21 protein-coding genes are annotated in these 21898 nt (G+C 48.0%); 14 read left to right on the forward strand and 7 right to left on the reverse strand.

Annotation, left to right across the window (positions count from 1 at the left end):
- Positions 1-7 precede the first annotated feature (7 nt).
- The 4 genes from OM95_RS00960 to OM95_RS00975 all read right to left on the reverse strand — a co-directional run bounded on the left by OM95_RS00960 (position 8) and on the right by OM95_RS00975 (position 4564).
- A complete protein-coding gene (locus tag OM95_RS00960; protein ID WP_041869328.1) occupies positions 8-1222 on the reverse strand; it encodes a DUF1688 family protein in 1215 nt (404 codons plus the stop codon).
- Positions 1215-2486 carry a GTP cyclohydrolase II gene (locus OM95_RS00965; RefSeq protein WP_291515409.1) on the reverse strand — a complete coding sequence of 424 codons (1272 nt, stop codon included), beginning with the start codon at positions 2484-2486 and terminating at the stop codon, positions 1215-1217. The genes OM95_RS00960 and OM95_RS00965 overlap by 8 nt, the downstream gene beginning before the upstream one ends.
- The gene (gene mmsA / locus OM95_RS00970) at positions 2474-3949 is read right to left on the reverse strand and encodes a CoA-acylating methylmalonate-semialdehyde dehydrogenase (protein WP_041869330.1); all 1476 of its coding nucleotides are present in this window, start codon (positions 3947-3949) and stop codon (positions 2474-2476) included. Before mmsA ends, OM95_RS00965 begins: the two co-directional genes overlap by 13 nt.
- Before the next feature lie 129 nt (positions 3950-4078).
- On the reverse strand, positions 4079-4564 hold the full coding sequence (locus tag OM95_RS00975; protein ID WP_041869331.1) for a glutathione peroxidase: 486 nt from the start codon (positions 4562-4564) through the stop codon (positions 4079-4081).
- A 164-nt stretch (positions 4565-4728) separates the two neighbouring features.
- Here OM95_RS00975 and OM95_RS00980 point away from each other — a divergent pair, with 164 nt between their 5' ends.
- Together OM95_RS00980 and OM95_RS00985 are read left to right on the forward strand one after the other, a co-directional pair.
- Positions 4729-6210, forward strand: a complete 1482-nt coding sequence (locus OM95_RS00980) for a hypothetical protein (protein WP_291515410.1) — start codon at positions 4729-4731, stop codon at positions 6208-6210.
- Positions 6211-6428: 218 nt separating this feature from the next.
- Entirely contained in the window at positions 6429-7799 is a 1371-nt protein-coding gene (locus OM95_RS00985; RefSeq protein ID WP_291515411.1) for a hypothetical protein, read from the forward strand.
- Between the two features lie 25 nt (positions 7800-7824).
- On the opposite strand, the gene OM95_RS00990 is transcribed toward OM95_RS00985, so the two are convergent.
- Both OM95_RS00990 and OM95_RS00995 read right to left on the reverse strand, forming a co-directional pair.
- Positions 7825-9012: an aspartate kinase gene (locus OM95_RS00990; protein ID WP_041869335.1), complete on the reverse strand. Its 1188-nt coding sequence runs from the start codon at positions 9010-9012 to the stop codon at positions 7825-7827.
- Positions 9009-9968 (reverse strand): lytic transglycosylase domain-containing protein, encoded by a 960-nt coding sequence (locus OM95_RS00995; protein WP_041869792.1) that lies wholly within the window; start codon positions 9966-9968, stop codon positions 9009-9011. The genes OM95_RS00990 and OM95_RS00995 overlap by 4 nt, the downstream gene beginning before the upstream one ends.
- 222 nt (positions 9969-10190) lie before the next feature.
- On the opposite strand from OM95_RS00995, the gene flgF reads away from it, so the two are divergent.
- The 12 genes from flgF (at position 10191) to OM95_RS01060 (ending at position 20476) form a co-directional block, all read left to right on the forward strand.
- Positions 10191-11009, forward strand: coding sequence for a flagellar basal-body rod protein FlgF (gene flgF, locus OM95_RS01000; protein ID WP_041869336.1), 819 nt, complete (start codon positions 10191-10193; stop codon positions 11007-11009).
- Between the two features lie 60 nt (positions 11010-11069).
- Complete coding sequence (gene flgG, locus OM95_RS01005) at positions 11070-11855, forward strand: flagellar basal-body rod protein FlgG (protein ID WP_041869338.1); 786 nt, start codon at positions 11070-11072, stop codon at positions 11853-11855.
- Between the two features lie 3 nt (positions 11856-11858).
- Positions 11859-12791, forward strand: coding sequence for a flagellar basal body P-ring formation chaperone FlgA (gene flgA / locus OM95_RS01010; protein ID WP_041869339.1), 933 nt, complete (start codon positions 11859-11861; stop codon positions 12789-12791).
- Positions 12788-13552, forward strand: coding sequence for a flagellar basal body L-ring protein FlgH (locus OM95_RS01015; RefSeq protein WP_041869341.1), 765 nt, complete (start codon positions 12788-12790; stop codon positions 13550-13552). Before flgA ends, OM95_RS01015 begins: the two co-directional genes overlap by 4 nt.
- Entirely contained in the window at positions 13545-14552 is a 1008-nt protein-coding gene (locus OM95_RS01020) for a flagellar basal body P-ring protein FlgI (protein WP_041869343.1), read from the forward strand. Before OM95_RS01015 ends, OM95_RS01020 begins: the two co-directional genes overlap by 8 nt.
- Positions 14553-15028: 476 nt before the next feature.
- The gene (locus OM95_RS01030) at positions 15029-15811 is read left to right on the forward strand and encodes a rod-binding protein (RefSeq protein WP_291515461.1); all 783 of its coding nucleotides are present in this window, start codon (positions 15029-15031) and stop codon (positions 15809-15811) included.
- A gap of 78 nt (positions 15812-15889) precedes the next feature.
- Positions 15890-16219, forward strand: a complete 330-nt coding sequence (flgM, locus tag OM95_RS01035; RefSeq protein ID WP_041869347.1) for a flagellar biosynthesis anti-sigma factor FlgM — start codon at positions 15890-15892, stop codon at positions 16217-16219.
- A gap of 82 nt (positions 16220-16301) precedes the next feature.
- The gene (locus OM95_RS01040) at positions 16302-16823 is read left to right on the forward strand and encodes a flagellar protein FlgN (RefSeq protein ID WP_041869350.1); all 522 of its coding nucleotides are present in this window, start codon (positions 16302-16304) and stop codon (positions 16821-16823) included.
- A 75-nt stretch (positions 16824-16898) separates the two neighbouring features.
- Entirely contained in the window at positions 16899-18305 is a 1407-nt protein-coding gene (gene flgK / locus OM95_RS01045; protein ID WP_041869351.1) for a flagellar hook-associated protein FlgK, read from the forward strand.
- Positions 18306-18414: 109 nt separating this feature from the next.
- A complete protein-coding gene (gene flgL, locus OM95_RS01050; protein WP_041869352.1) occupies positions 18415-19497 on the forward strand; it encodes a flagellar hook-associated protein FlgL in 1083 nt (360 codons plus the stop codon).
- Between the two features lie 60 nt (positions 19498-19557).
- Positions 19558-19785 (forward strand): carbon storage regulator CsrA, encoded by a 228-nt coding sequence (gene csrA, locus OM95_RS01055; RefSeq protein ID WP_041869353.1) that lies wholly within the window; start codon positions 19558-19560, stop codon positions 19783-19785.
- 163 nt (positions 19786-19948) lie between these two features.
- The gene (locus tag OM95_RS01060) at positions 19949-20476 is read left to right on the forward strand and encodes a flagellar assembly protein FliW (protein WP_041869355.1); all 528 of its coding nucleotides are present in this window, start codon (positions 19949-19951) and stop codon (positions 20474-20476) included.
- 115 nt (positions 20477-20591) lie between these two features.
- Here OM95_RS01060 and OM95_RS01065 read toward each other — a convergent pair whose 3' ends face one another.
- The gene (locus OM95_RS01065; RefSeq protein WP_041869356.1) at positions 20592-21815 is read right to left on the reverse strand and encodes a DNA recombination protein RmuC; all 1224 of its coding nucleotides are present in this window, start codon (positions 21813-21815) and stop codon (positions 20592-20594) included.
- Between the last annotated feature and the right edge of the window lie 83 nt (positions 21816-21898).

Consider the following 21898-nt stretch of genomic DNA (forward strand, 5'->3'; position numbering starts at 1 on the left):
GCCTCCATTAAAAAACCGTTCCGTCACTTTCGATTTGCAAGGGGGGCGATTGGTCTTTGCGCAGAGAACCCGCTGCTTTTCTGCCGGCCCACCAGGTGCCTCCTTCAAGGACCTTCGCTAAAGGAAAATCCTGACTGGATTTCTTTAATTTTTTGCGAACCTCAGCGCCGATACGATCAAGCAGAGAGATTGTCAGTCCCCGCCATTCAATCACCACTTCAGAGTCAGGACGGAGAGGGCGGTTTTGCAGTTCTGTGTCTTTCAACGTGATAAGGCCCAAATCCAAAAGCAAGCCCCCGTTACGGTATTCAGCCAGGCCTGTCAGTTGTTCCACTTCCTGAACCTCAAAACCCGCTTCTAGCAAAGGCTCCATTAACGAATAACTCATCCACTGAGACAACTTGTGAAATGCCGCCAATCCGCCCGAGATTTTACTGTAAGACCAGATATCACCGAGGTTCGTAGTGCCAATCCGTACACGGCCGGGCCAAATCTCTCCTAAACCGTCCAAAACTGCGCGCAGCACTTGGGGGCCGGTCACGGTGTATCCGTACCGATTCAGAAGATAGTCGACCAGACCACCGGGACGTTCTCCGGGAAAAAGGTCCTTCTTGCTTAAAAGAACTTCTCCCAAGTTTTTCAGTAGTGACAGGCGGCCTTCAACGCCGATCAGGGGATTTTCCGCGGTAACCTGAAAAGCAGAACGTAAAGTTTTTTCTGAAAGACTTCTTAGTCCTAGCGAGTCCACTTGCAAAGGGTTGGTGCGGTGACTGGAAAGATGTCCCTGCATAAAAAGATAGAAGCTGGCCACAGCCAAACCCTCAGAACGGGACAGCTTTTGCCCCGTATTTCGTTCTTCGTAAGACCAGAGGTCGCCGGCGCCTGCATCCAGCAAAACTGAGGTGATGACGAGATCGAATTTAGTACGGGCGATTGCCAATGCGTCTTTTTCAGAGAGCTTCGCATCCAGGATCTTAATGCGATCGACGTTACCGACGCGAAAGTGTCCCCAACGTGAATGAAAAGGAATGTCTAAGGTGGGATATTTATCGCGAATCACTTCAAGCACGTAGTTGACCACGGTATCCATTTCCTCTGGGTGATAGACGAAATTCGTTTTTCCTGCGATGGTCAGTTGCAGAATTTCCTCAGCACTTTTGCGAATCGCTGAAGGAGACAAAAGAAAATCCAGATCTTTTTCAGAGTAGGAATGGTTATTCATCGATGGGTCTCCCAATAACGTGTTTTAACTCTTCCGTTGATTTTTTTGTGCCTGCGTCGAAATAGCCTTTGGCTTTTTTTGCTTCGATTTCCACTTGTGCATCGGGAGGAATCAGATGCGGCGGTATACTGATGCGATTGATAACGTCGATACCGCTGTTTACGATGGCGTCGTACTTCATATTACTCATGGAATGCAAATTGTGAATTTTAGTAATGCCAAAGAAATGCAGAATGTCGGGCATGAATTCTTGGAAGCGGGCATCTTCGACCCCTGCGACACATTCGGTCCGATGAAAATATGTCGCCGCAGAGTCGCCGCCTTGCTGGCGCTTACGGGCATTGTAGACAAGAAATTTTGTAACTTCTCCTAAAGCCCTTCCTTCTTTGCGATAATACGCGATAAGGCCGACACCGCCCCTTTGCGCCGTGCGGGCGGCATCCTCAATTCCATAGATAAGGTAGGGGCGGCAGGTGCAAATATCCGAGCCAAAAACATCAGAGCCGTTGCACTCGTCGTGCACGCGGCAAGTAAGTTCGATGTCGGGTTTGGCTAGATTCTGAGGGTCTCCGAAAATGTAGACAGTGGTGTTTCCAATCGGCGGCAGCATCACTTTTAGATCGGGACGAGTGACTAATTCCGGAAACATGCCGCCCGTTTCCTGGAACAGAATTTTTCTAAGGAAACCTTCTTCCACATTAAGACGTTGGGCAATTCCGGGTAAATACCAAACCGGCTCGAAAGCGACCTTTGTGATCTTAATGTCTTTGTTCTCTTTGATGATTTTTCCGTCGATGTGAAGTCGTCCTGCGGCGATGGCTTCAGTAATCTCAGGAATTTGCAGATGGGCTTGTGTGACGGCCACAGTCGGGCGGATATCATAACCCTGGTTAAAGTATTCCTGAAAATGGCGAGGAACATCGAAGCCCCAAGGATCGATGGAAACTATTTTTTGCGGATCAAACCACGAGGGATAGGGACCAAGAGAAACCGGGCTTTCCGTGTTATGCAGATCCGGTCGGTGTAAAGTGGAATACTTACCCTGAGCAATCGAAAGTGCGCGATAAACGGTGTAGCTTCCACTGTGCGTACCGATGGCATTGCGCTTTTTAGTATCGGTCAAAGAGGCAATGACCGGACCGCGCTCGATGGCGGAACGTGCGCCCCACTTCAGGGGTGGGCTGCCTTTAAAAATCTGGCTTGAGTGTGATGTCAGAACGACGTGTGATGATCTCTTTATTTCGGTCCCGGTTATGACATCCATGTGGTGTCCTCCTGCTTTTCCCATTTGACGGTTACTTTTTTTACGTTCGACCAAAAATCCAAAGAGTGATGGCCCGTGATATCGCCATGCCCGAATTTTGAGGCATTAACTCCGCCAAAAGAAAAGGGCTCGCGGGGAACGGGGACACCGACATTCACGCCCACCATGCCGGTCGAGGCCATTCGCACCACTTTTTCGGCCAAGCTTCCGCTGGACGTGAACACAGAACACGCGTTTCCATATTCGACCGTGTTTTCAATTCGCATGGCTTCAGAGATATCCTTGCAGCGAAGGATGCTTAAAACCGGTCCGAACAGCTCAATTTTGGCTATCTCACTGTGCGGAGAGACGTTGTCGATTATTGTGGGACCGATCCAATGTCCCTCTTCAAAGCCTAGAGGGGGTTTGATTTTGCGACCATCCAAAAGAATTTTAGCGCCTTCGAGTTCAGCTTTTTTTATGGCTTTATTTAAAAACTCAACTTGCCCGCGAGTGATGATAGCTCCCATATCCTTGCCGAGCTCTAAAGAACGGGCTCGTTCGATAATTTTTTGAATGTGTTGATCGACGTCACCGACGGCTAAAAGAACCGCCGCAGCCATGCATCGCTGACCCGCGCAGCCGGTGAACGAGTCACTGATCGCCAAACCGGCCAATTCAGGATGAGCATCAGGCAAAAGAACAATGTGATTCTTCGCCCCACCCAGGGCCAGAACTCTTTTCCCCAGTCGTGTGCCCCGTTCGTAAATGGCTTGTGCGATTTTTGTAGAGCCCACGAAAGCGACGGCTTTGACGGAAGGATGATCGACGATGGCTTCGACAGTTTCTTTTCCACCCTGCAGAACTTGTAGCAGCCCCGAAGGCAGTCCCGCTTCTTGAAAAGCGGCTGCTATTTTTAGGGAAGTCAGCGGGGTTTTTTCTGAAGGTTTCCAAATATAGGCATTACCCAAGATGAGGGCGATGGGCATCGTCCACAGGGGAACCATCGCTGGGAAGTTGAAGGGGGTGATGCTGGCAACGATTCCTAAGGGTTCCCGGCGGTATTCGCAACTGACCCCTCGTGAAACTTCGACCTTGCCGCCAAGATCCAGATTTTGAACAGCGGTGGCGAACTCCAAGACCTCGATTCCCTTTAGAAGTCCCGCTTTACCTTCGGCAAAGCTTTTGCCGGATTCGGCACTCTTTAGATGGGCGATTTCATCCAGGTCCCGCAGCAGAATGTGCCGCAGGTTGAACATGACTTTGGATCTTTCTTTGATGGGAATGTCAGCCCAGGTTTTTTGCGCTTTTGCTGCGGCGACAATGGCAAGCTCCACATCTTCGTGATTGGAATGATGAAACTCGCCGATTTTTTTTCCGCTGTAGGGACTGATAATTTCGCTTTTGAAGCCCGAAGCTTTTTGAAATTTGCCAGAGACAAAATTTCTGCAATCAATGACATAGTCAGGAACTTGTACAATCATTCTTGTTTCCTTTGCCGATGCAATAAAAGCCAGAATGATTGTTCAACGACTTGTGGATGCCAAATTAAAAGGGTGTATTCTTTTTTTTAACAATGTAATGCGAAGAATTCGTCCGCACTTCTTAAGGGACTATTTAATCGCAGCCTTAATGTCCTCAGTCAGATTTTTGGGTTCTTCTTGGGGCGGATAACGCTTGAGGATCTTCCCATCCTTGCCAATCAGAAATTTCGTGAAATTCCACTTGATCATTTCGGTTCCCAGAAATCCCGGTGCGGACTCTTTCATCCACTTGTAAAGTGGATCAGCGTTATCACCGTTCACGTCAATCTTGGCCATGACTGGAAATTTCACGTTATAGGTGAGGCTGCAAAATTGTTGGATGTCTGAATCGCTGCCGGGTTCTTGCGCGCCAAACTGATTGCAGGGAAAGCCAAGAACAGTGAAACCCTGATCTTTGAATTTTTCATAGAGTTCTTCAAGGCCTGCATATTGCGGTGTGAAGCCGCATTTACTAGCGACATTCACGACAAGAACCGCTTGTCCTTTATACTTGTCCAGTGGGACGTCGCTGCCATCAGCCGCTTTAACGGTGAATGAGTGTAAGGTTTTTTCCATTTGTTCACTCCTTAACTGAAATTTTGAATTACTATTGTGTCATGTATTCTCAGCCTGAAACAAACAGAATCATATAAAGCCATTAATTGCCTGTCGAGACAAATGCCGATAAAAACTTGCGAACTTCTCTTTATATTACAGAAGTGTGCACCGATAATGAAACCATGGGGAATTGGTATTTCTGGATCTTCTTCATAACTGTGATTTCTTTGCCTCAGGCACATAGTGCGGAACCTTTTTTGGGTTGTGAGTACTATTGTGCTGCCAAGTATACTGTGGGCAGTAGAGGCTGGGATAATTGCATTGTGCAAACACAGACCGAAGGTTATTGCGGGAAACGTCCCGGCAGTTCGACGCCGTCGAGTACGCAGACCAGGCAGCCTCCTGATCAAAATAGCGGACAGAATCAAAATAACCAAAATCAAAACCAAAATCAGAATCAGCAAAGCCAGTGTTACACTCAGTATGAGAGTCTGCTTCAACAGTGCAACACACAAATTGAAGACACGTCTTATACCTGCGACGAAAAAAATGATTCAGGTATGAATAATGTGGCGACCACGGCCTCCCAGTTGGCGCTCATGATGGGGCAACAGACTGCCGCCAGTGTGCAGGCCGCCTGCTCCAGAATGGGGGACCTATCGCAAGCGGCGAGTGGGGCCTTGGCTGCTTATCGTCTGACGTGCAGTGAATCGATGAAAACGTGTCGTACGACCTGTGATGCGGCCGTTGAGTATGTGCGCGCAAATCAAAGCTGTTTTCCAAGCAATTCCAGCAATCAGTTAAATGCTGTGAATGCCTTATCTCAGGCGCAATCGCGTCGGGATAGATGCGATAACTTCGAAAGCAAAATGAATGAAGCGCAGCAGGCGATCCAAAACTATGGCGCCACGTCTGCCAATGCTTCGCAATGTGCGGAACAAAATAAAGGCGAAGTTTCAAATGTACCCGACTTCTGTAAATCGACGCCGAACTATCCGGGATGTAATCCTGCAGCGCCCGTGGATTGTACCAAACCGGATTTAGCCACCACGAACAAAGTTTGTATATGTACTAAAAATCCCTTGGATCCCGCTTGCTTCGCGCAGCAAAAAAATTCCGACGGCAGGGTCGTGGGTAACATGATTGATTCCTCCAGTCGTTTGGCAAATAAAGCGGGCGATGATTTGGGCGGTGATCTTCCCGGACTTCCCGGTATCGAACAGGGCCAACTTCCTTCGGGAGGCTACGGTGATGCCGTTGACGGATCACAAGGCGGTATGGGGGGCACTTTGGGATCAGGAGGAGATGGCGGCGGTGGAAGCTATTCTGGTTTAAATGGAAGTGGTCAGGCCAGTGACGAAGCTTCTATGAATGTGAATGGCGGATATTACGGCAGCGGTGGTGCTCGCGGTTTCGGTTCCGGTGGTGCTGAAGGTGAAGGCCGAGGCGTCGCAGGTCTGGGCCAATCCGCTGCAGCTGCAGGTAACGCCGCAAAGGGAGGCCCAGATCTTCGTCAATTCTTGCCGGGCGGAAAATTTGATCCGCGTCTGCGAGGAATTGCGGGAGCCGCCGGGCCTGATGGGATTACGGGACCTCACTCAAACATTTGGCATAAGATTCAGAACAGATATAAGGTGGTGACGCCTTCCTTATTGCCATATTGAGACGTTTTATTTTGAGATAGTTTATACTTTTGTAAAGTTGTTGGTCCATAGAACCGATAAATGGTTCTATGGGAATGAAGTTTTTTGTCGCCTTTTTTTCTTTCTCCTTCCTTTTTTTGGGAGCTTCCTCATCTTCATGGGCTGGTGAAGCCTGTGGCTCGATGACCTGTCGAGAAGGCCATTTCTGCGAACGAAAGACAGACCCTCTCACTCGCAAGATGACGGAAACTTGTAAGCAAGATCCCAATTTTGTGGGACCCACCGCGGGAACTGCGGCGACACCGATGGAGCAATGTCAAAGAACCTGTCAGGCTCCGAAGCAATGCTACGCGGATAACAACGAGCGTACCAGCTATTCTTGCCGAGAACCCAATGGAACTCCTGCCGCGAATAATGGCCCGAGCTGTGAGCAACAGTATCAGCAACTTATGCAAGCATGCTCTTCACAACTTGAAGATACTTCCTATACATGCGATGAAAAAAACGATTCCGGAATGGCGGAAGTGACCGATACGGCGTCACAGTTGGCGCTCATGATGGGGCAGCAAACCTCGGCGAGCATTCAAGCCGCATGTTCCAGAATGGCGGGGCTGACTCAAGCAGCGAATGCGGCGGTGGCGGCTTATCGCCTCACTTGCAGCAATTCGATTTCAAGTTGTAAGTCTGCGTGCAGTGCTGCTAAGACCTACGCGGAACAACAGGCACATTGTTTGGTTGCAGCAAACCCTGGTGCGAACTATACGGCGATTATTTCACGGGCGGACAGTGAACTGAAGCGTTGTGATAATTTTCAAAATAAAGTCAACGAAGCCAATCAGGCGATTGCGAATTTTGGCGCGACATCAGCCAACGCTTCTCAGTGCGCGGCCTTGAATGCCGGGGATGAAACACCGACCCCGCAATTCTGTGCCGCAAATCCCACGCATGTCAGTTGTTTAGCCCAGCAAAATGTGGACTGTACGAATCCGACGGTTGCTGCCAGCAATAAAGTTTGTATCTGTCAGAAGAATCCTTTAGACCCCGCTTGTGTCACGGCTCAAAAAGCAGGCGACTCAGGTGTGGTGACAGGGATGATTGATTCTTCTTCGCGTCTGGCGGCGAAAGCAGGCGGTGATGCCTTAGGCGGAGATCTTCCAGGCCTACCAGGTTTTGAACATGGGCAACTTCCTTCGGGTGGCGGTCAGGCGATTGATGGGTCCCAAGGTGGATCCGGCGGCTCTTTAGGCGGCGGTGGCGGTTCCGGCGGTGGATCTTACGGTTCCGCAGGTGGCGGAGCTTCTGGTGACGACAACGGAGCCAACGTGAATGGTGGCTTTTATGGCGGCGGCGGTGGAAGTCGCTCTTACGCAGGCGGTGGCGACTCCGGCGGCGGCGGACCTGCGGGAGCTTCTCGTGGCGGCGCGGGCAATGGAGCTCCCTCTGCGAATGGCCCTGATTTAAGAAAGTTTTTACCGGGCGGTCAATTCGATCCGAAACTGCGCGGAGTGGCAGGCGCCGCGGGTCCCGACGGGATCACCGGGCCTCACTCGAACATTTGGCTGAAGATTCAAAATCGCTACAAAGTGATGGTGCCATCACTTCTTCCATAGAAGGCAAGGACCCTAATGTCTTTGCCTAGATGAGTTGATGCAGGCTTTCGATAACTTGTTTTCTCAGTGGTGCATCCACTAAAACCGTGACACTCATCGCGCCCATCATCAGCTTGCGAGTTTCTAATTTTTTATCTGACAAAACATTCAAAACTTTTTGTGTGATTTCCGGTGATGTTGCGCCTGTGCAGGTCAAAGTCACTGTGGAAAAATCTGTGGGTAGCAAAGTGAACTGAGCATGATTTTGCAGTTCTTTTTTAATGGCAGTGATAATTTCAGAAGGGCCGGTCAAGAGCATTTCTGTTTTATCCAGATTCATTTCACAATGAAGAAGCTGAGGAAAAGGAATCTGCTTTTCATCAAACAGAACCTGCAGATCTTTCAGGGCTTTAGCAGGATTTTTTTCCTTGCTTAAGATTCCGACGACCGTTTCATGAGAGTTCAAAGAAAGGGCTTTGCAGGATTCAAACATATTCAATCCTTTTTTTACAAGTGTTCCATCTGAAGTTTTATTAGAGGCCGGACCGATGTACAAAGTGACATCGCGAAGTTTAGCCAGTTCGACAGAGCGGTAATGCAGAACTTTTGCACCCCAAAATGTCATATCCATCAGTTGATCATAGCTCAACTCTTGAATCGGCTTGGCGGACTTTACGACATTGGGGTCGGCCGTGAACACGGCAGGAACGTCTTTAAGAATTTCGCAGCGTTCTGCCTTAAAGGCCGCCGCCATCGCTACTGCCGAAGTGTCTGAACCACCGCGCCCTAAAGTAGTGATTTCTTTAGTCTGAGGAGACACGCCCTGAAAGCCTGCCAGGATCACAACCTTGTCCGTCTTTAAAGACTCTTCCACGCGCATGGGTTTTACATCTTTAATAAAGGCATTGACGTGCGAGTCATCGGTAAAAATACCTGCTTGGCTGCCGGTGAAACTGATCGCAGGACATCCTAAATCGTTAAGTGCCATGCTCATCAGCGACATACTGATTCTTTCGCCCACTGTGAGCAACATGTCCATTTCACGGCGTTGCGGGTGAGAAGACACCTGGTTTGCGAGATCAATCAGCGAGTTCGTGGTTTTACCCATGGCACTGACGACGACGATCAAAGAATTTTCTTTGGATTGGGCAGCCACGCGAGCAGCCACTGCTTTGATTTTCTCAGGATCTGCTAAAGTAGCGCCGCCATATTTTTGAACAATCAGAGGTTTCATTCCAATGCAACTTTCCGACTAAACTGGTGCACGTAAGAGGAAACAAGCTGTCCTGCCCCTTTGGGAACTCGGATAAAATGCTTCTCGACCTGACGAGGAATGTAACCCAGATACAGTTCGGCGTTCAAATCTTTTAATGACTTTCTGGTGACGCTCAGATGGTCGGCCAAGGCATCCAAGTCTGTGCCTCCTGGCACAAGGACGACTTCATATTCCAACGGGTCCATCTTTTCCAAATCTCGGAATCCATAAAGATTCGGCGCTTTGGCAATTAACATGGCCGCAAGAATTTTGGGGACATACTCTTGTGTTTCAGCGGGCAACGCATTCAGTTTAATGAGCGTCCAGTAGTCTTTCGTGCCATATTTTTTTATGCGATTGCGAAGGCCATTTTCGCCCATGTTATAGCTGGCCGCCACAAGGTACCACGAGCCAAATTCCTGATGCAGGTCCGTGAGGTAACGGATCGCTGCCAGAGTGCTCTTCTTAAGATCGCGTCGTTCATCCAACCACCATGTTTTGCTAAGGCCGTAGCGAGTGCCCGTGCTTTCAATGAACTGCCAAGGCCCGACGGCATCGGCGTGACTGATGGCATTGGGAGCAAATCCACTTTCGATCATCACCATGTAAGCCAAGTCCAAGGGAAGTCCGGCTTTTTTTAATTCGGTTTGAATGAAGGGCATGTATTTGTAGGAGCGTTGAAGCCATTCACGAAACCACTTACTTCCGCGAGGCCCTTGATAGTAAGCCACCCACTTGCTGACTTTTTTGTTATAAGTGACCGGCAAATCAAAAATCAGATTGTCCGATTGGACATGCGTGGAACGTGAGGTGAGTGCCTTTAATTTCTCTTTTAAGGTCAATGCGGGTGCAGGGAGCGCAGCCACGGCCGGCGTTTCCGCCTGGGCAAAGGGAACTAAGAATAGAGAAAAAAGAACTGCTGACCACGTGCTCATAAAGTTCATTATGAAGCCGATTCTTTGACACTGTCGACAAAGAACTGACAACTCTTCGGTGCCATCGACAAAGGTCAATGCTCGGTCAGATCCAAAAAAACTTGAGTCCAAGATTTTCTTTTACGACAAAGGTCGGGGATGGAAATCATTTCCCAGACGAAGATCCGTCCTGTCAAAACATGGCACACGCCTTGCTGCTCAACAAGGTGTGGAGGAGTGTTCATGAGTGTAAAAGGGGTCTATACCGCTCTGAGTGGAGCGATCGCGCAAAGTACAAAGCTAGATACCATCGCCAATAATCTGGCGAATGTGAACACGCCCGCGTTCAAACGCGATCAACAGCTTTTTCAGGAATATCTGACCGCCAATGAAAAACCTCCCGAAACAACGCAAATTCCCCGCGATGTCGCTTCCATCGAAAGCTTTTACAATATGCAAGGCGGAGACAAAAGTTATGTCGATGCCAAAGGAACCTTCACTGATTTCTCGCAAGGTGGTTTAAAACACACCGGCAATCCGATGGATCTTGCGATTGATGGAAAGGGCTTCTTTGAAGTCGCGACTCCGGGTGGAGTGAGGCTGACTCGTGCGGGAAATTTCACTTTGGATGGAAATGGACAGTTGGTCACTAAAGAAGGTTTTCCCGTATTGCGTGGTGGAGAACCCGGTGCGGACCCGGCTTCTCGGGTGATTCGTTTGCAGGGCACAGGTTTGCCTCTGTCTATCAACGATAATGGAGACGTTTTCGAAGGTGCTGAAAATATCGGACGCCTTTCTTTGGTGAACGTCAATAATCCGGATTCGCTGCAAAAGATGGGAAGCTCTCTTTATTCTTTTAAGCCCAACATGGCGCCCGAATTAACGAATGTGAATAATCCCAGTCTAAAACAAGGTTTTTTAGAGGCCTCTAACGTCAATATTGTTCAAGAAATGACGGATATGATCTCTACCAATCGTGTTTTTGAAAGTACCCAGAAGGCGATCACGGCCTACGATCAGATGGCTGATAAGATGGTCAACGTGGTAGGAAAAACAAACTAGTCAGTAGGACCGGTTTGCAGTGACGAGTTTTAAATAAGCAGTTAATGGAAGGATTCTTTAATGCTTAAAAGTTTAAATACAGCAGCGACAGGTATGGCGGCCCAGCAGACAAATATGGACGTCATTTCAAATAACATCGCCAACGTTTCAACGAACGGGTTTAAAAAGTCTCGCGCTGAATTTGAAGATCTGATGTACCAAACTCAGAAAGAGCCCGGTGCTCAGACGGGAATGAATGCCTATTCACCCAACGGTGTGCAGGTCGGCTTGGGTGTTCGCACCGCGGGTATTCAGAAAAACTTTGAAGGTGGCAATGCGGCTGTCACCAAGAATCCTTTAGACATCCAAATTGAAGGCTCTGGCTTCTTTCAAATTCTGACTCCGGATGGCCAAATCGGTTACACTCGTGACGGAGCCTTCCAAAAAGATCCGAACGGTCGTGTCGTTGATAAAAATGGAAACCTTCTTCAGCCGGAAATCACAGTGCCACCCGATATCGCCGGTTTGGAAATCGCACCCAGCGGAGAAGTCCGCGTTATTCAGGGCTTGAGTTCCGCACCTCAAACAATTGGTCAAATTGATATTGTCAATTTCGTCAACCCCGCAGGTCTGAAAGCGATGGGGAAAAATGTCTTCATGCCAAGTCCCGCCAGCGGTCAACCCGTGATTTCTCGTCCCGGTCTGAATGGAACGGGCTACTTGGCGCAAGGACAGCTTGAAACTAGTAACGTCAATATAGCTGAAGAAATGGTGAATATGATCACGGCGCAACGCGCTTTTGAAACAAACTCTAAAGTTATTCAGGCCTCGGATCAAATGCTTCAATCTGTGAATAACATGAGATAATTGATGAAGAAGTTTCTGTCTTTTGTTCTTTTGCTGGTGAGTTCGCAGTCTTTCGCAAGACCGGAAATCACTATTCCCGCAAGTGTTGAGATTTCTCAACGCGAACTTTTGCGTTTAAGTGATATTGCCACCGTTTCCGGAGGCACACCCGAGCTTCTATCCTTTATCGAAAGTGTGGTGATTCGTGAAGATGCGCGCGAACTTTTGCTTTCTCAAAAGCTGCCCTCTTCCGAAATTCTGACTAAAGTGCGCGAGGCGATGAAAAGTCAGGCCGGCCTTCGCACCTTGAATCCCGCTTACAAAATTCCTTCTGAAGTCAAAGTGGCCTTCGCAGCAACGCCAATTTCTCGCGAAGAAATTCAAAGAAAAGTTCTGAATCATCTTCAGGTTCGTTGCAACGAATGTGAGTATAAGGTGAGTATTCAAAGCACACCGGCCCCGGCGCAGAAACAATGGGATCTCGATTTTACGCAGTTAACGGGCAAAGGGGGCTTCCTTTTGCCACTGCGCGACGGCGATCAGCGCCAATTAAAATGGATTTCTGGAACAATTCGCGTGTCCCAATTAACCCCGGTGGCTTCGCGTTTGATCTTACAGGGAGAGAGAGTGCAACAGGAAGACGTGCACATGGTGATGACCGATGTGACGTTTGCCAAAGACAATGCACTTCGCCTGGCTGACATCCAAGGACAGTTGGCGGCGAGATCTCTTCCCGTCGGTACGGCTATTTGGTCGACCGATCTCAAACGTGAACCGGCAGCTAAGAAGGGACAAATTGTCAAAGCTTTGCTTGGCGATGAGGGATTTGAAATCTCCGTCAACATGCAGGCTGAGGACAATGGCTTTGTTGGGGATCTCATTAAAGTTAAAAACTTGGATAATCAAAAAGTTCTCTCAGGTGTAGTGATTGAAAAAGGTGTGGTGAAGTTGCAATGAGACTTAAATCTTTCTTCGTGACGATTTCTTCTTTGGTAGCTCTGACGTTGTTCACAGGTTGTGCGACGATGAACGATCTTTTGGCCTCATTGGATACGCCTAAAGAAAATCCACCTTTAGAAAAGATCAATACGGCCGCGCGCTACTCAGACACTCAGAACCTGGGTGTGCCGACAGATCGTCAATACAAACGCATGACTCGCAATCGCATGGAAGAAGAGTCGGATCTGGGCGCCAATGCCGGTTCCACGTGGGTGATGGAAGGCCAAGGGGCTTATCTTTTTGCTCAGAACAAAATGCGTCGCGAAGGCGATCTTTTGAATGTGAAATTGGACGGGCCGGCTTTGAAACAGGTCGAAACAAAAGTTTCCGTGATCAAAAAACTTTTAAAGCAGCTTGAAGAACAGCAGCAGCAGCAAAGTCTGAACAACTCTTTGGCGGCAAACGGGACTGAGGCGTCACGTGCTCCGGCGTCAGCAGAAGCCAAAAAGCCGGAAGCGGCCAAGCCCGAGGAAAAAGAAGACAAGGATGCATTGGCGGATGTGCAAAACATTCCTACCCGTATTGTCGAAAAACTGGCTGATGGCAATTACCGCATTAAAGGTCAGCAGCCATTCATGATTGGTAAACGCGAATACAAAGTCATCGTGACCGGCTTAATTCGTCCGGAAGATTTCAATGATCAAGGTATCGTCTCTGATAAACTTCTTGATCCACAATACGATGTGGTCAGCATCAGAAGGAACGCACGCAATGAATAAACTATTTAGTGTAATCGCACTCACAGCCTTTTTTGTGATGGTGGCTTTTGAGGCCGCGAATGCCGCTCGTTTGAAAGACATCGCCAGCATTCGCGGTGTGCGGGAAAATCAACTTTTGGGTTACGGTATCGTGGTCGGCCTTAAAGGCACAGGTGATGGCAAAAATGAATTTATGAGCAAGAGCATGGTGCGCATGCTGGATAAACTGGGAATGAAGTTGGATTCCCCTGAGTTCGCAAGTAAAAACGTGGCGGCGGTGATCATCACCGGAACCATGCCAGCGTTCGGTAAAGCGGGAAATCCGATTGATGTGACAGTCAGTGCGATTGGTGAGGCCTCTTCGCTTCAAGGCGGTACGTTGTTGCAAGCTCCTTTGCGCGCAGCCAACGAACAAGTTTACGCCGTGGCCCAGGGAAGTATCATCATCGGTGGAGATGGAAAAGATCAGCACTTAACCTCTGGAAGAATTCCCAACGGCGCGACGATCGAGCGCGATATGACCGCGGATTTTGCTTCTCGCAAAATGTATCGGCTGACCTTGATCAATCCTGATTTTACGACGGCAGCCCGGGCTGTTTTGACGATCAATAAAGAATTGGGCGGCCATTATGCCTCTGCCAAGGATTCTGGAACCATTGATATTATCACCCCTTTTGCCTATGAAAATCGCGGTGTGGAGTTGTTGGCGACAATTGAATCTATCGATATCAATCCCGACATGAAAGCGCGTGTTGTCGTGAATGAAAAAACCGGCACGATTGTGATCGGTGACAAAGTGAAGATTTCGAAAGTGGCTATTTCTCACGGTTCACTGTCAGTGAAAGTGGGCGATGGCAAAAAAGGCAGCGAAGAAAAAGTCGCTGTTTTAGAAAGTGGTGTCAGTGTTGGGGAGCTTGTGCAGGCACTAAACAAATTAGGTGTCTCGCCGAAGGACCTAATAACTATACTTCAGTCCATAAAATCAGCTGGAGCTTTGCACGGGGAACTCGAAGTATTATGAAATTTGTGTTTCGAAATGACACACTATGCAATAGAATTAATTTTATAGTTTCAGACACATGGACGTGTTTGAAACGCGGGGAGGGTGAGGAAGAGATCGCGAACCATGGAAGGTCAAGAGTCAAAAGTTTCTCGCAGGAAACAGAAGCAATAGGTCAGCAGGCACCAAGGATTGGTGAACACGAGCCGAAGCTACACTCTAAGAATCAATTGCAGGATGCATATGATTCTCCGACTCTAACTCCCCTTTTTTCTCTTTCTTCAAAGGACATCGTTGCGTTGGACTCTGTAAGTAGTGGGTTGCTGAAACCTGCTGCTGCGGACAGTCCTCGCGCTTGGAGATTTTCTTGGCTTTGATGTCGGGTCATTCTTTTTCTTTATATTTCTATTGCCGACGTTTGTTGGCGCTGCGGAACTTGTGTCAGGGTTCTGCAATCCACCACTCTCGAATCCCAACGACGCGCTCACTTGTTGAAAGTGAAATGGGTGCTAGAGGGGAAATCAGTTCTTCTGGTTTTCTTAGAGTGGGAGCTTCGTATGAGTGATGCTGCTGGTGGCGCGGGAAACTTTAAGGCTTTGGGGTCGAAGTTTCTTTCTCGGCCGGCGCCTAAGTCCCCAGAGCAGAAACTGCGAGAAGTTTCTGATATGTATGAGAAGCACTTTCTTCGCGAGATGACGAAAGCGATGCGTTCGACGATTCAAGAAGGTGGTTTCATTCAGACTTCGCATGCGGAAAAAATTTTTCTCGAGCAATTAGATGACCACTATGTTGAAAAATGGGGTGAGCGCGGTGGTGTGGGTCTTTCCGATATGATTTACAATCAGCTCGTCGAGAAATTTGGTGTGATGATGGGAATTAAGGCGCAGGTCTATAAGCCACAAGGGCCTCTCCCTCTTGACACGAAATCTTTCGCGGCTCGTCCGTTTCAGCATCCTGGCAAAAAACAAGCGGTCTCATATCGCATTGACAATATGCAAGGCCCACAAGGTGCAGACAAGGCTCCTGAAGCCGTCAAAGCCCCATGGGACGGGGTTTTGCTGGGGAAGAAGACTTTAGCGGATGACCAAACAATGATTGAGATTGAGCACGACAATGGTCTTAAAAGCCAAATGGTTTTTAAGGGTGGAGTGTCTAAAGTTTCGACAGGAGAAAAACTGCAAGCTGGCGACACCCTTGGGTTTTTAAGTCCCGAGGCGAAGTCCCTCTACTGGACCGTAGAGAAGGGTGTGGAACCTGGACCAGAAACTGTCTCAGAATGATTTGGTGTAACTGTCCCATTGTGATACTATGAAAAGAACAAAGAGTGTATTCTAACACTCGAAAGCAGGAGGCCTTCAATGAAGATCACGCACAACAAAGTTGGACAGAATTTGAATCTGACAGATTCTTCTCGCTCTAACAAAGCGGACGGTATTAAAAATAATTCCGCTGGTGCGCCGACAGCAAAAGCAGATGCTTTGACTGCGTCGACTCTGGGCGAATCTTCTCGTGTTGAGCTTTCTCCACGTGCACAAGAAGCAAAAAGAATCAAAGAACTTGCGATGTCGGCTCCTGATGTTGACGAAGCCAAAGTTGCTAAATTCAGAAAACTGATCGACGACGGCAAATACAACATTGATGCAAAAGCGATCGCCGACAAGATGGTCGACGAACACTTGGAATTCTAGTCCGCGGCAGCGGACCGAGCCGAGGCCATAAGGTCGAAGCTAAAGAAAATCTCACCGCCCTGGCGGCATCAAGGATGATGAAATGATGGACGCAACAGTAGAAAGAGCGTTTCAAAAGTTAGAAGCAAATCTCGAAGAACTCACCAAGATCTATCGTTCTCTTCTCGATATCGTACGTAAAGAAAAAGACCTTCTTCTGCAAGCGGATCGCGATGCTTTGGATGAAAGCAATAAGCTTAAGGAAGAGTTGCTTTTTAAGCTACGCGCCCAAGATGCTTTGCGTGCTCGTTATGCGATGGATCTTGCAACGATGGTTGGAGCCGATGTTGAAAATCCGCGTTTGTTGGAGCTTGCGCAGAAACTTGCCGGCACTCCCGCGGCAGATCGTCTTCGCACACAGCATGCAGCCTTGGATATGCTGATCAAAAGAATTACAGACATCAACAAAGATAACGAAGAGTATGCTAAAACCGCATTGCAAACCTTAAATGGAGCTTTGGGGGAAATTAAAGAAACTCTTTCCGGTAAAAAAACTTACAGTGGAAAAGGCCAGTACAAACAAGGCCCTCAAGTTGCCGGAAATTTTGTAAGTAAAGAAGCTTAAGGCCGTAAGGTCACAGAGCGGAGCGCAGAAGGCGCGAAGCTGAAGTAATAACGACCCACCGAAGATGAGGATAGGATGTCTAAAATCTCGGCTATGATGGATACGGGTAAGCGCTCGCTGATGAACTCTCAGACGGCCTTACAAACGGTCGGTCATAACATCGCCAATAAATCAACCGAAGGCTTTTCACGCCAGCGTGTTGAGCTTATGTCGAATCAGCCTATCGGTGAGGGCAATCTGCAAATCGGCATGGGGGCCCGTGCCGGTGTCGTTACTCGAGTTAACAATCCCTGGTTAGAAAAACAAATCCAAAAAGAAGGCATGAGTATGGGTTATCAAGACTCACGTGCCGATGCCTTGAGTCGCGTCGAACAAATCTACAATGAGCAGAACAACAAAGGCCTCAATCAATACATGACGGACTTCTTCAATTCGTTTCGCGAACTTTCCAATAATCCGGAAAGCTTGGCTTCCCGAACCTTGGTGCGTGAATCTGCCGTCGCGATGTCGAAAGATTTCGGTCGTGTGGTCGGGCAATTGAAAGCGGTGCAGGAAGACTTGGATGGTCAGGTAAAGACCACAGTGAACGAGATCAATCAGTTGACGAAGGAAATCGCTCAGTTGAATGAAAAAATTCAAATGATCGAAGTGCAGAAGACCCCTGCCAATGATGAGCGGGATCGTCGTGACCTTGTTCTTAAAAAGTTAGGCGAAAAGATCGATATTTCCTGGGCCGAAGGCAAAGACGGTATGGTCACTGTCACTGCGGGACGCACAGGCATTCTTGTCTCTGGTATCGGCTCTTCAGAACTAAAAGCGGAACAGACTGGCGCTCGTGACCGTGTCGAAGTTTTCTTTGTCGGGACAGGTTCTCCGGCCAATATCACTGATCAGATTACCGGCGGCCGTATCGGCGGCGCTTTGGAAGTCCGTGACCGGGTCATCGAAGACCTTTTAAATCATGTCGACAACATGGCTTACACCTTAGCTAAAGAAGTCAACAAAGCCCATATCGAAGGTTTTGATAAAAACGGTCGTCCTGGTGTTTTGTTCTTTGAAATGCCAGAAGCGACAAAGGGAGCTGCATCGGTTATCGGAGTTAATAAAACAATCTTTAACGATGTTGGCAGAATCGCGGCCGGAGCCCAGTCGGGCGCGACCGGCGACAATACTGTTGCGAATCTGATCTCGTCATTACAACACCGCCAAGTTATGGATGGTGGAACATCGACTTTGGATGACTACTACAATACTCAAGTAGGCCAGATCGGTGCCGTCGTGCAACGGGCGATAAAATCTCAAGAGTCACAAAAGAACGTCATGAATCAGCTGACAAACATTCGTGAAAGCATCAGCGGTGTCTCTTTGGATGAAGAAACCACAAAGATGATTGAGTTTCAAAAAACTTACGATGCCTCCGCCCGTTTGATTAAAACAGCGGATGAAATGTTCGATACAGTATTGAACTTAAAGAGGTTATAACGCGCGCTAGCCGCAGAGTGAAGGCCCTAGGCCGTAACTGAAGCCGGGCGGAAGCCCGCAGAGTGAAGGCCCCTAGGCCGTAACTGAAGCAGAAGGATAGAAAGAGCTAATGAGAATTGCAGATAAGATGGCTTTTAATCAAGTAAACCAAAATCTGACGAAGAATCGTTCAGATATGGCCGACTTGCAAAATCAGGCTGCAACTCAAAAACGCATTAACAAACCTTCTGATGATCCTTTGGCGTCAGCGCGGGTCCTTGCCGCTCGTACTGAAGAGCGTGGCAATTCCCAGTTTATTAAGAACATCAATAATGCTCGTTCTTTCCTGGAGTTTTCAGATCAATCTTTAGGAGAGCTTTCTGAAATCCTGGTCCGCGCAAAGGAATTGGCTATCAGTCAGTCCAATGATGCCAGTGGAAATGAAGAAACTCGTCTGGTGACGGCGTCGGAAATTGAACAGATTTATAATCAGGCTGTGCAAATCGGAAATCGCAAGTTGGGTGAGCGCTATGTCTTTGGCGGTTATAAAACTCAGACGATGCCATTTAATCAAGCCGGGGAATACTTTGGTGACGATGGGGATATGAAAATCCAAACTCACAAGGATTCCTTTGTTGCCATGAATATTCCGGGCAGCAAGGTCTTTTTGGGGCGTGGCTTAGGCGCGGACGGTATAGTTCGTGCTCGCTATGAGGCTCCGACAAGTGTGGAGCAGTTGAAGCAGTTTCAAAGGGAAGAAAAAGAACGTGAAGAGCTTAACCGTCAGGTTGACGAAAACTACGTTGAAACCCGCGGTCCTGCTTCAGAGCGCCGTTCAACCCGCTATGATAAGCAAGATCCGGTGACGGGTGGTGGGGGAACGAATATATTCTCGACCATTAAGGACCTTGAGATATCCTTGCGCACGAATGATAAGCAAGGCGTTCAGTCCGCCTTGGATACCCTGGATCAGGCGATTTCTCAGGTGGTTTTGTCTCGTTCAGAGGTTGGGTCCAGAATCATGGCAGTGAACAATACCATGGATTCCCTGCAAAAAGCCGTGGTGGACAATAAAGTGGCAGCTTCCCAGCTTGAGGACGCTGACGCATTCCAGGTCATTTCAGATATTAATAAGACCGATAGCACCCTTAAAGCGACCCTCGAAACGTCGGGAAAGCTTATTCAACCAAGCCTTCTTGACTTTCTAAGATAAAAATAATACCTACAGTTCCGCTTAAAACTACCGATAACGACTGCAGCAAAAGGAGTTGTCATGCTGGTTCTCACACGGAAGTTGGGTGAAAGCATCGCTATCGATGACCACATCAAAATCAGAGTAGTTCAAATCAAAGGTAAACAGGTTCGTTTAGGCATTGAAGCGCCTAAAGACACCAAAATTCACCGTGAAGAAGTCTACGTAGCTATTCAGGAACAAAACCAGCAGTCCGCAAGCGTCCCCGCGGATAAGACGCGCAGTGTTGCCAAACTCCTAAAGCCTTAGTCATCTTAAGACCCGCTCCCAGCGCGCTGAAGAAGCGGGTCGTCAAATGCTCTAAATTTTAATTGAGTCTCCCTAGATTTAGGTCCAGATTTATAGATGTATTCACCATCATACCGTCTTGGTGTGTCTAAATTATGGATGAATGCGTTTTCCGGGAGGATGAATGATCATTTCGACATCGCGCTTCGGCCAAGTTGAGCTGAAACAGGAAGATGTTCTGACGTTTCCAGAAGGCCTATTGGGTTTTGGGGATCTACGTAAGTTCGCTCTTCTTGATGATCCAAATGACGAAATCTTTGCCTGGTTGCAAAGCTGCGAAGCGCCGCAAATCGCTTTCCCAGTTTTAGAGCCTGAGTTGTTTGCTCCTCAATACAAAGCCACCTTGACGAAAAGTGATATGGAAGCTTTGAAGTTGTCGGCGCAAGAAAAAGCTCGCTACTTCTCTATCGTGACTATTCCTGACGACCCTACACAAATGACGGCGAATTTAAAAGCGCCTGTCGTCGTCAACGTCGAGGCGCGCACAGCTCGTCAATGCGTTCTTCAAGATAATAACTTGGCAATCCGAGAGCCTATCTTTACTAAACTTCAGCAGCGCGTGGTGCAAAATCCTGCGGTAGCGATCAAGAACCAGTCTTCGGGTATTGATGTTGCGACGAAATTGAATGTCGTGAAAGAAGTGGGCTTATAAACCCTGTTCGAAATGAAGAATAAAAAAAGGCTTGGGAGACCAAGCCTTTTTTATTTTTAAAAAATGGAAAGCGACTTTTGATCGTGGCCCCTGGGCTGTCAAATGCTTCTGTCCCTTAAGCATTCTCTAGTTGAGGCAAAGATTTTTCAGTCTTTGCGCCCAAGCGTTTAAGGTCCTCGACCTGATCAATCAAATTACCGCGGCCTTCAGAAACTTTCTTAATAACATCCTCATGCGCTTTTTGGGCGGCAGACAGTTTTTCGCCTAAGTTTTGAAGATCCTTTAAAAGACCTGCGAACTTTTCGTATAGAAGACCGCCGCGCTTAGCGATTTCAAGCGCATTTTTTTCCTGACGATCCTGTTTCCACAAAGCAGCCACGGTTCTGAGGGTTGCTAGCAATGTCGTTGGACTTACGATAGCCACATTTCTTTCCCAGGCATATTGGAAAAGTTCTGGCTTCAGCTTAAACGCCAAGGCGAAGGCTGGCTCTAAAGGCATAAACAAAATCACGAAGTCCGGTGAAATCAGTTTGTCGGCGGCGTGATACTTTTTCTCCGACAGACCATCGATATGTTTTTTCAAAGACTCGACATGAAGTTTTCCAGCGCGTTCCAGATCTTCCGGAGTTTCCGCAGAAGAATATTGCTCATAGGCGATCAATGTCATTTTCGAGTCGACAATCAAATGTTTTTCGTCGGGCAGACTGACGATCACATCGGGGCGAAGAATCTGGCCGTCCTCACCACGCAAATCCAAGTCCGTGCCTTGTATGATGTACTCTTCGCCTTTACGTAGGCCCGAACGTTCCAAAATATTTTCCAGAATCAGTTCGCCCCAGTTTCCCTGCGTTTTCACTTCGCCTTTTAAAGCTTTGGTCAGATTCTGTGTTTCTGCCGACATGACTTTGTTCAGTTCCATCAATTTTGTCAGCTCACCGCGAAGCATGCCGCGTTCCGAACGCTCCGTCGAATAAGTTTCTTCCACTTTCTTTTCGAAGTCTTTGATACGCTCTTTCAGGGGTTCCAAAACAGAAGCAATATTCTTGTGATTTTGATCGGTGAACTTCGCCGACTTTTCTTCGAAGATTTTCTGAGCAACAACTTCAAACTGGGTATTCATTCTTTCGGCCAAAGCTTCTTGCTGTTTGCGGGCTTCGATCATCAACGATTTCTGTTCCGAAAGGCTTTGTGAAAGAAGGTCGTTTTTCATTTGCAAAGCTTGCACATCGGCCAGCAATTGGGCTTTTTCAGAGGTCGCTTGAGCTTTCAATTTGAAATAGACGATAAGCCCGGCAATAAGAGCTCCCGCAATAAAAGACAGAATGGCAAAAAGATTCATGGAAAGACCTCCGACGGTTTCTTTTTGCACTTAGAATTTGCGTTGGTCATCAGAAAAAGTTCTGATAGAAAAGGATTGAAATT

The sequence above is a fragment of the Bdellovibrio sp. ArHS genome (assembly GCF_000786105.1).
GTDB lineage: Bacteria > Bdellovibrionota > Bdellovibrionia > Bdellovibrionales > Bdellovibrionaceae > Bdellovibrio.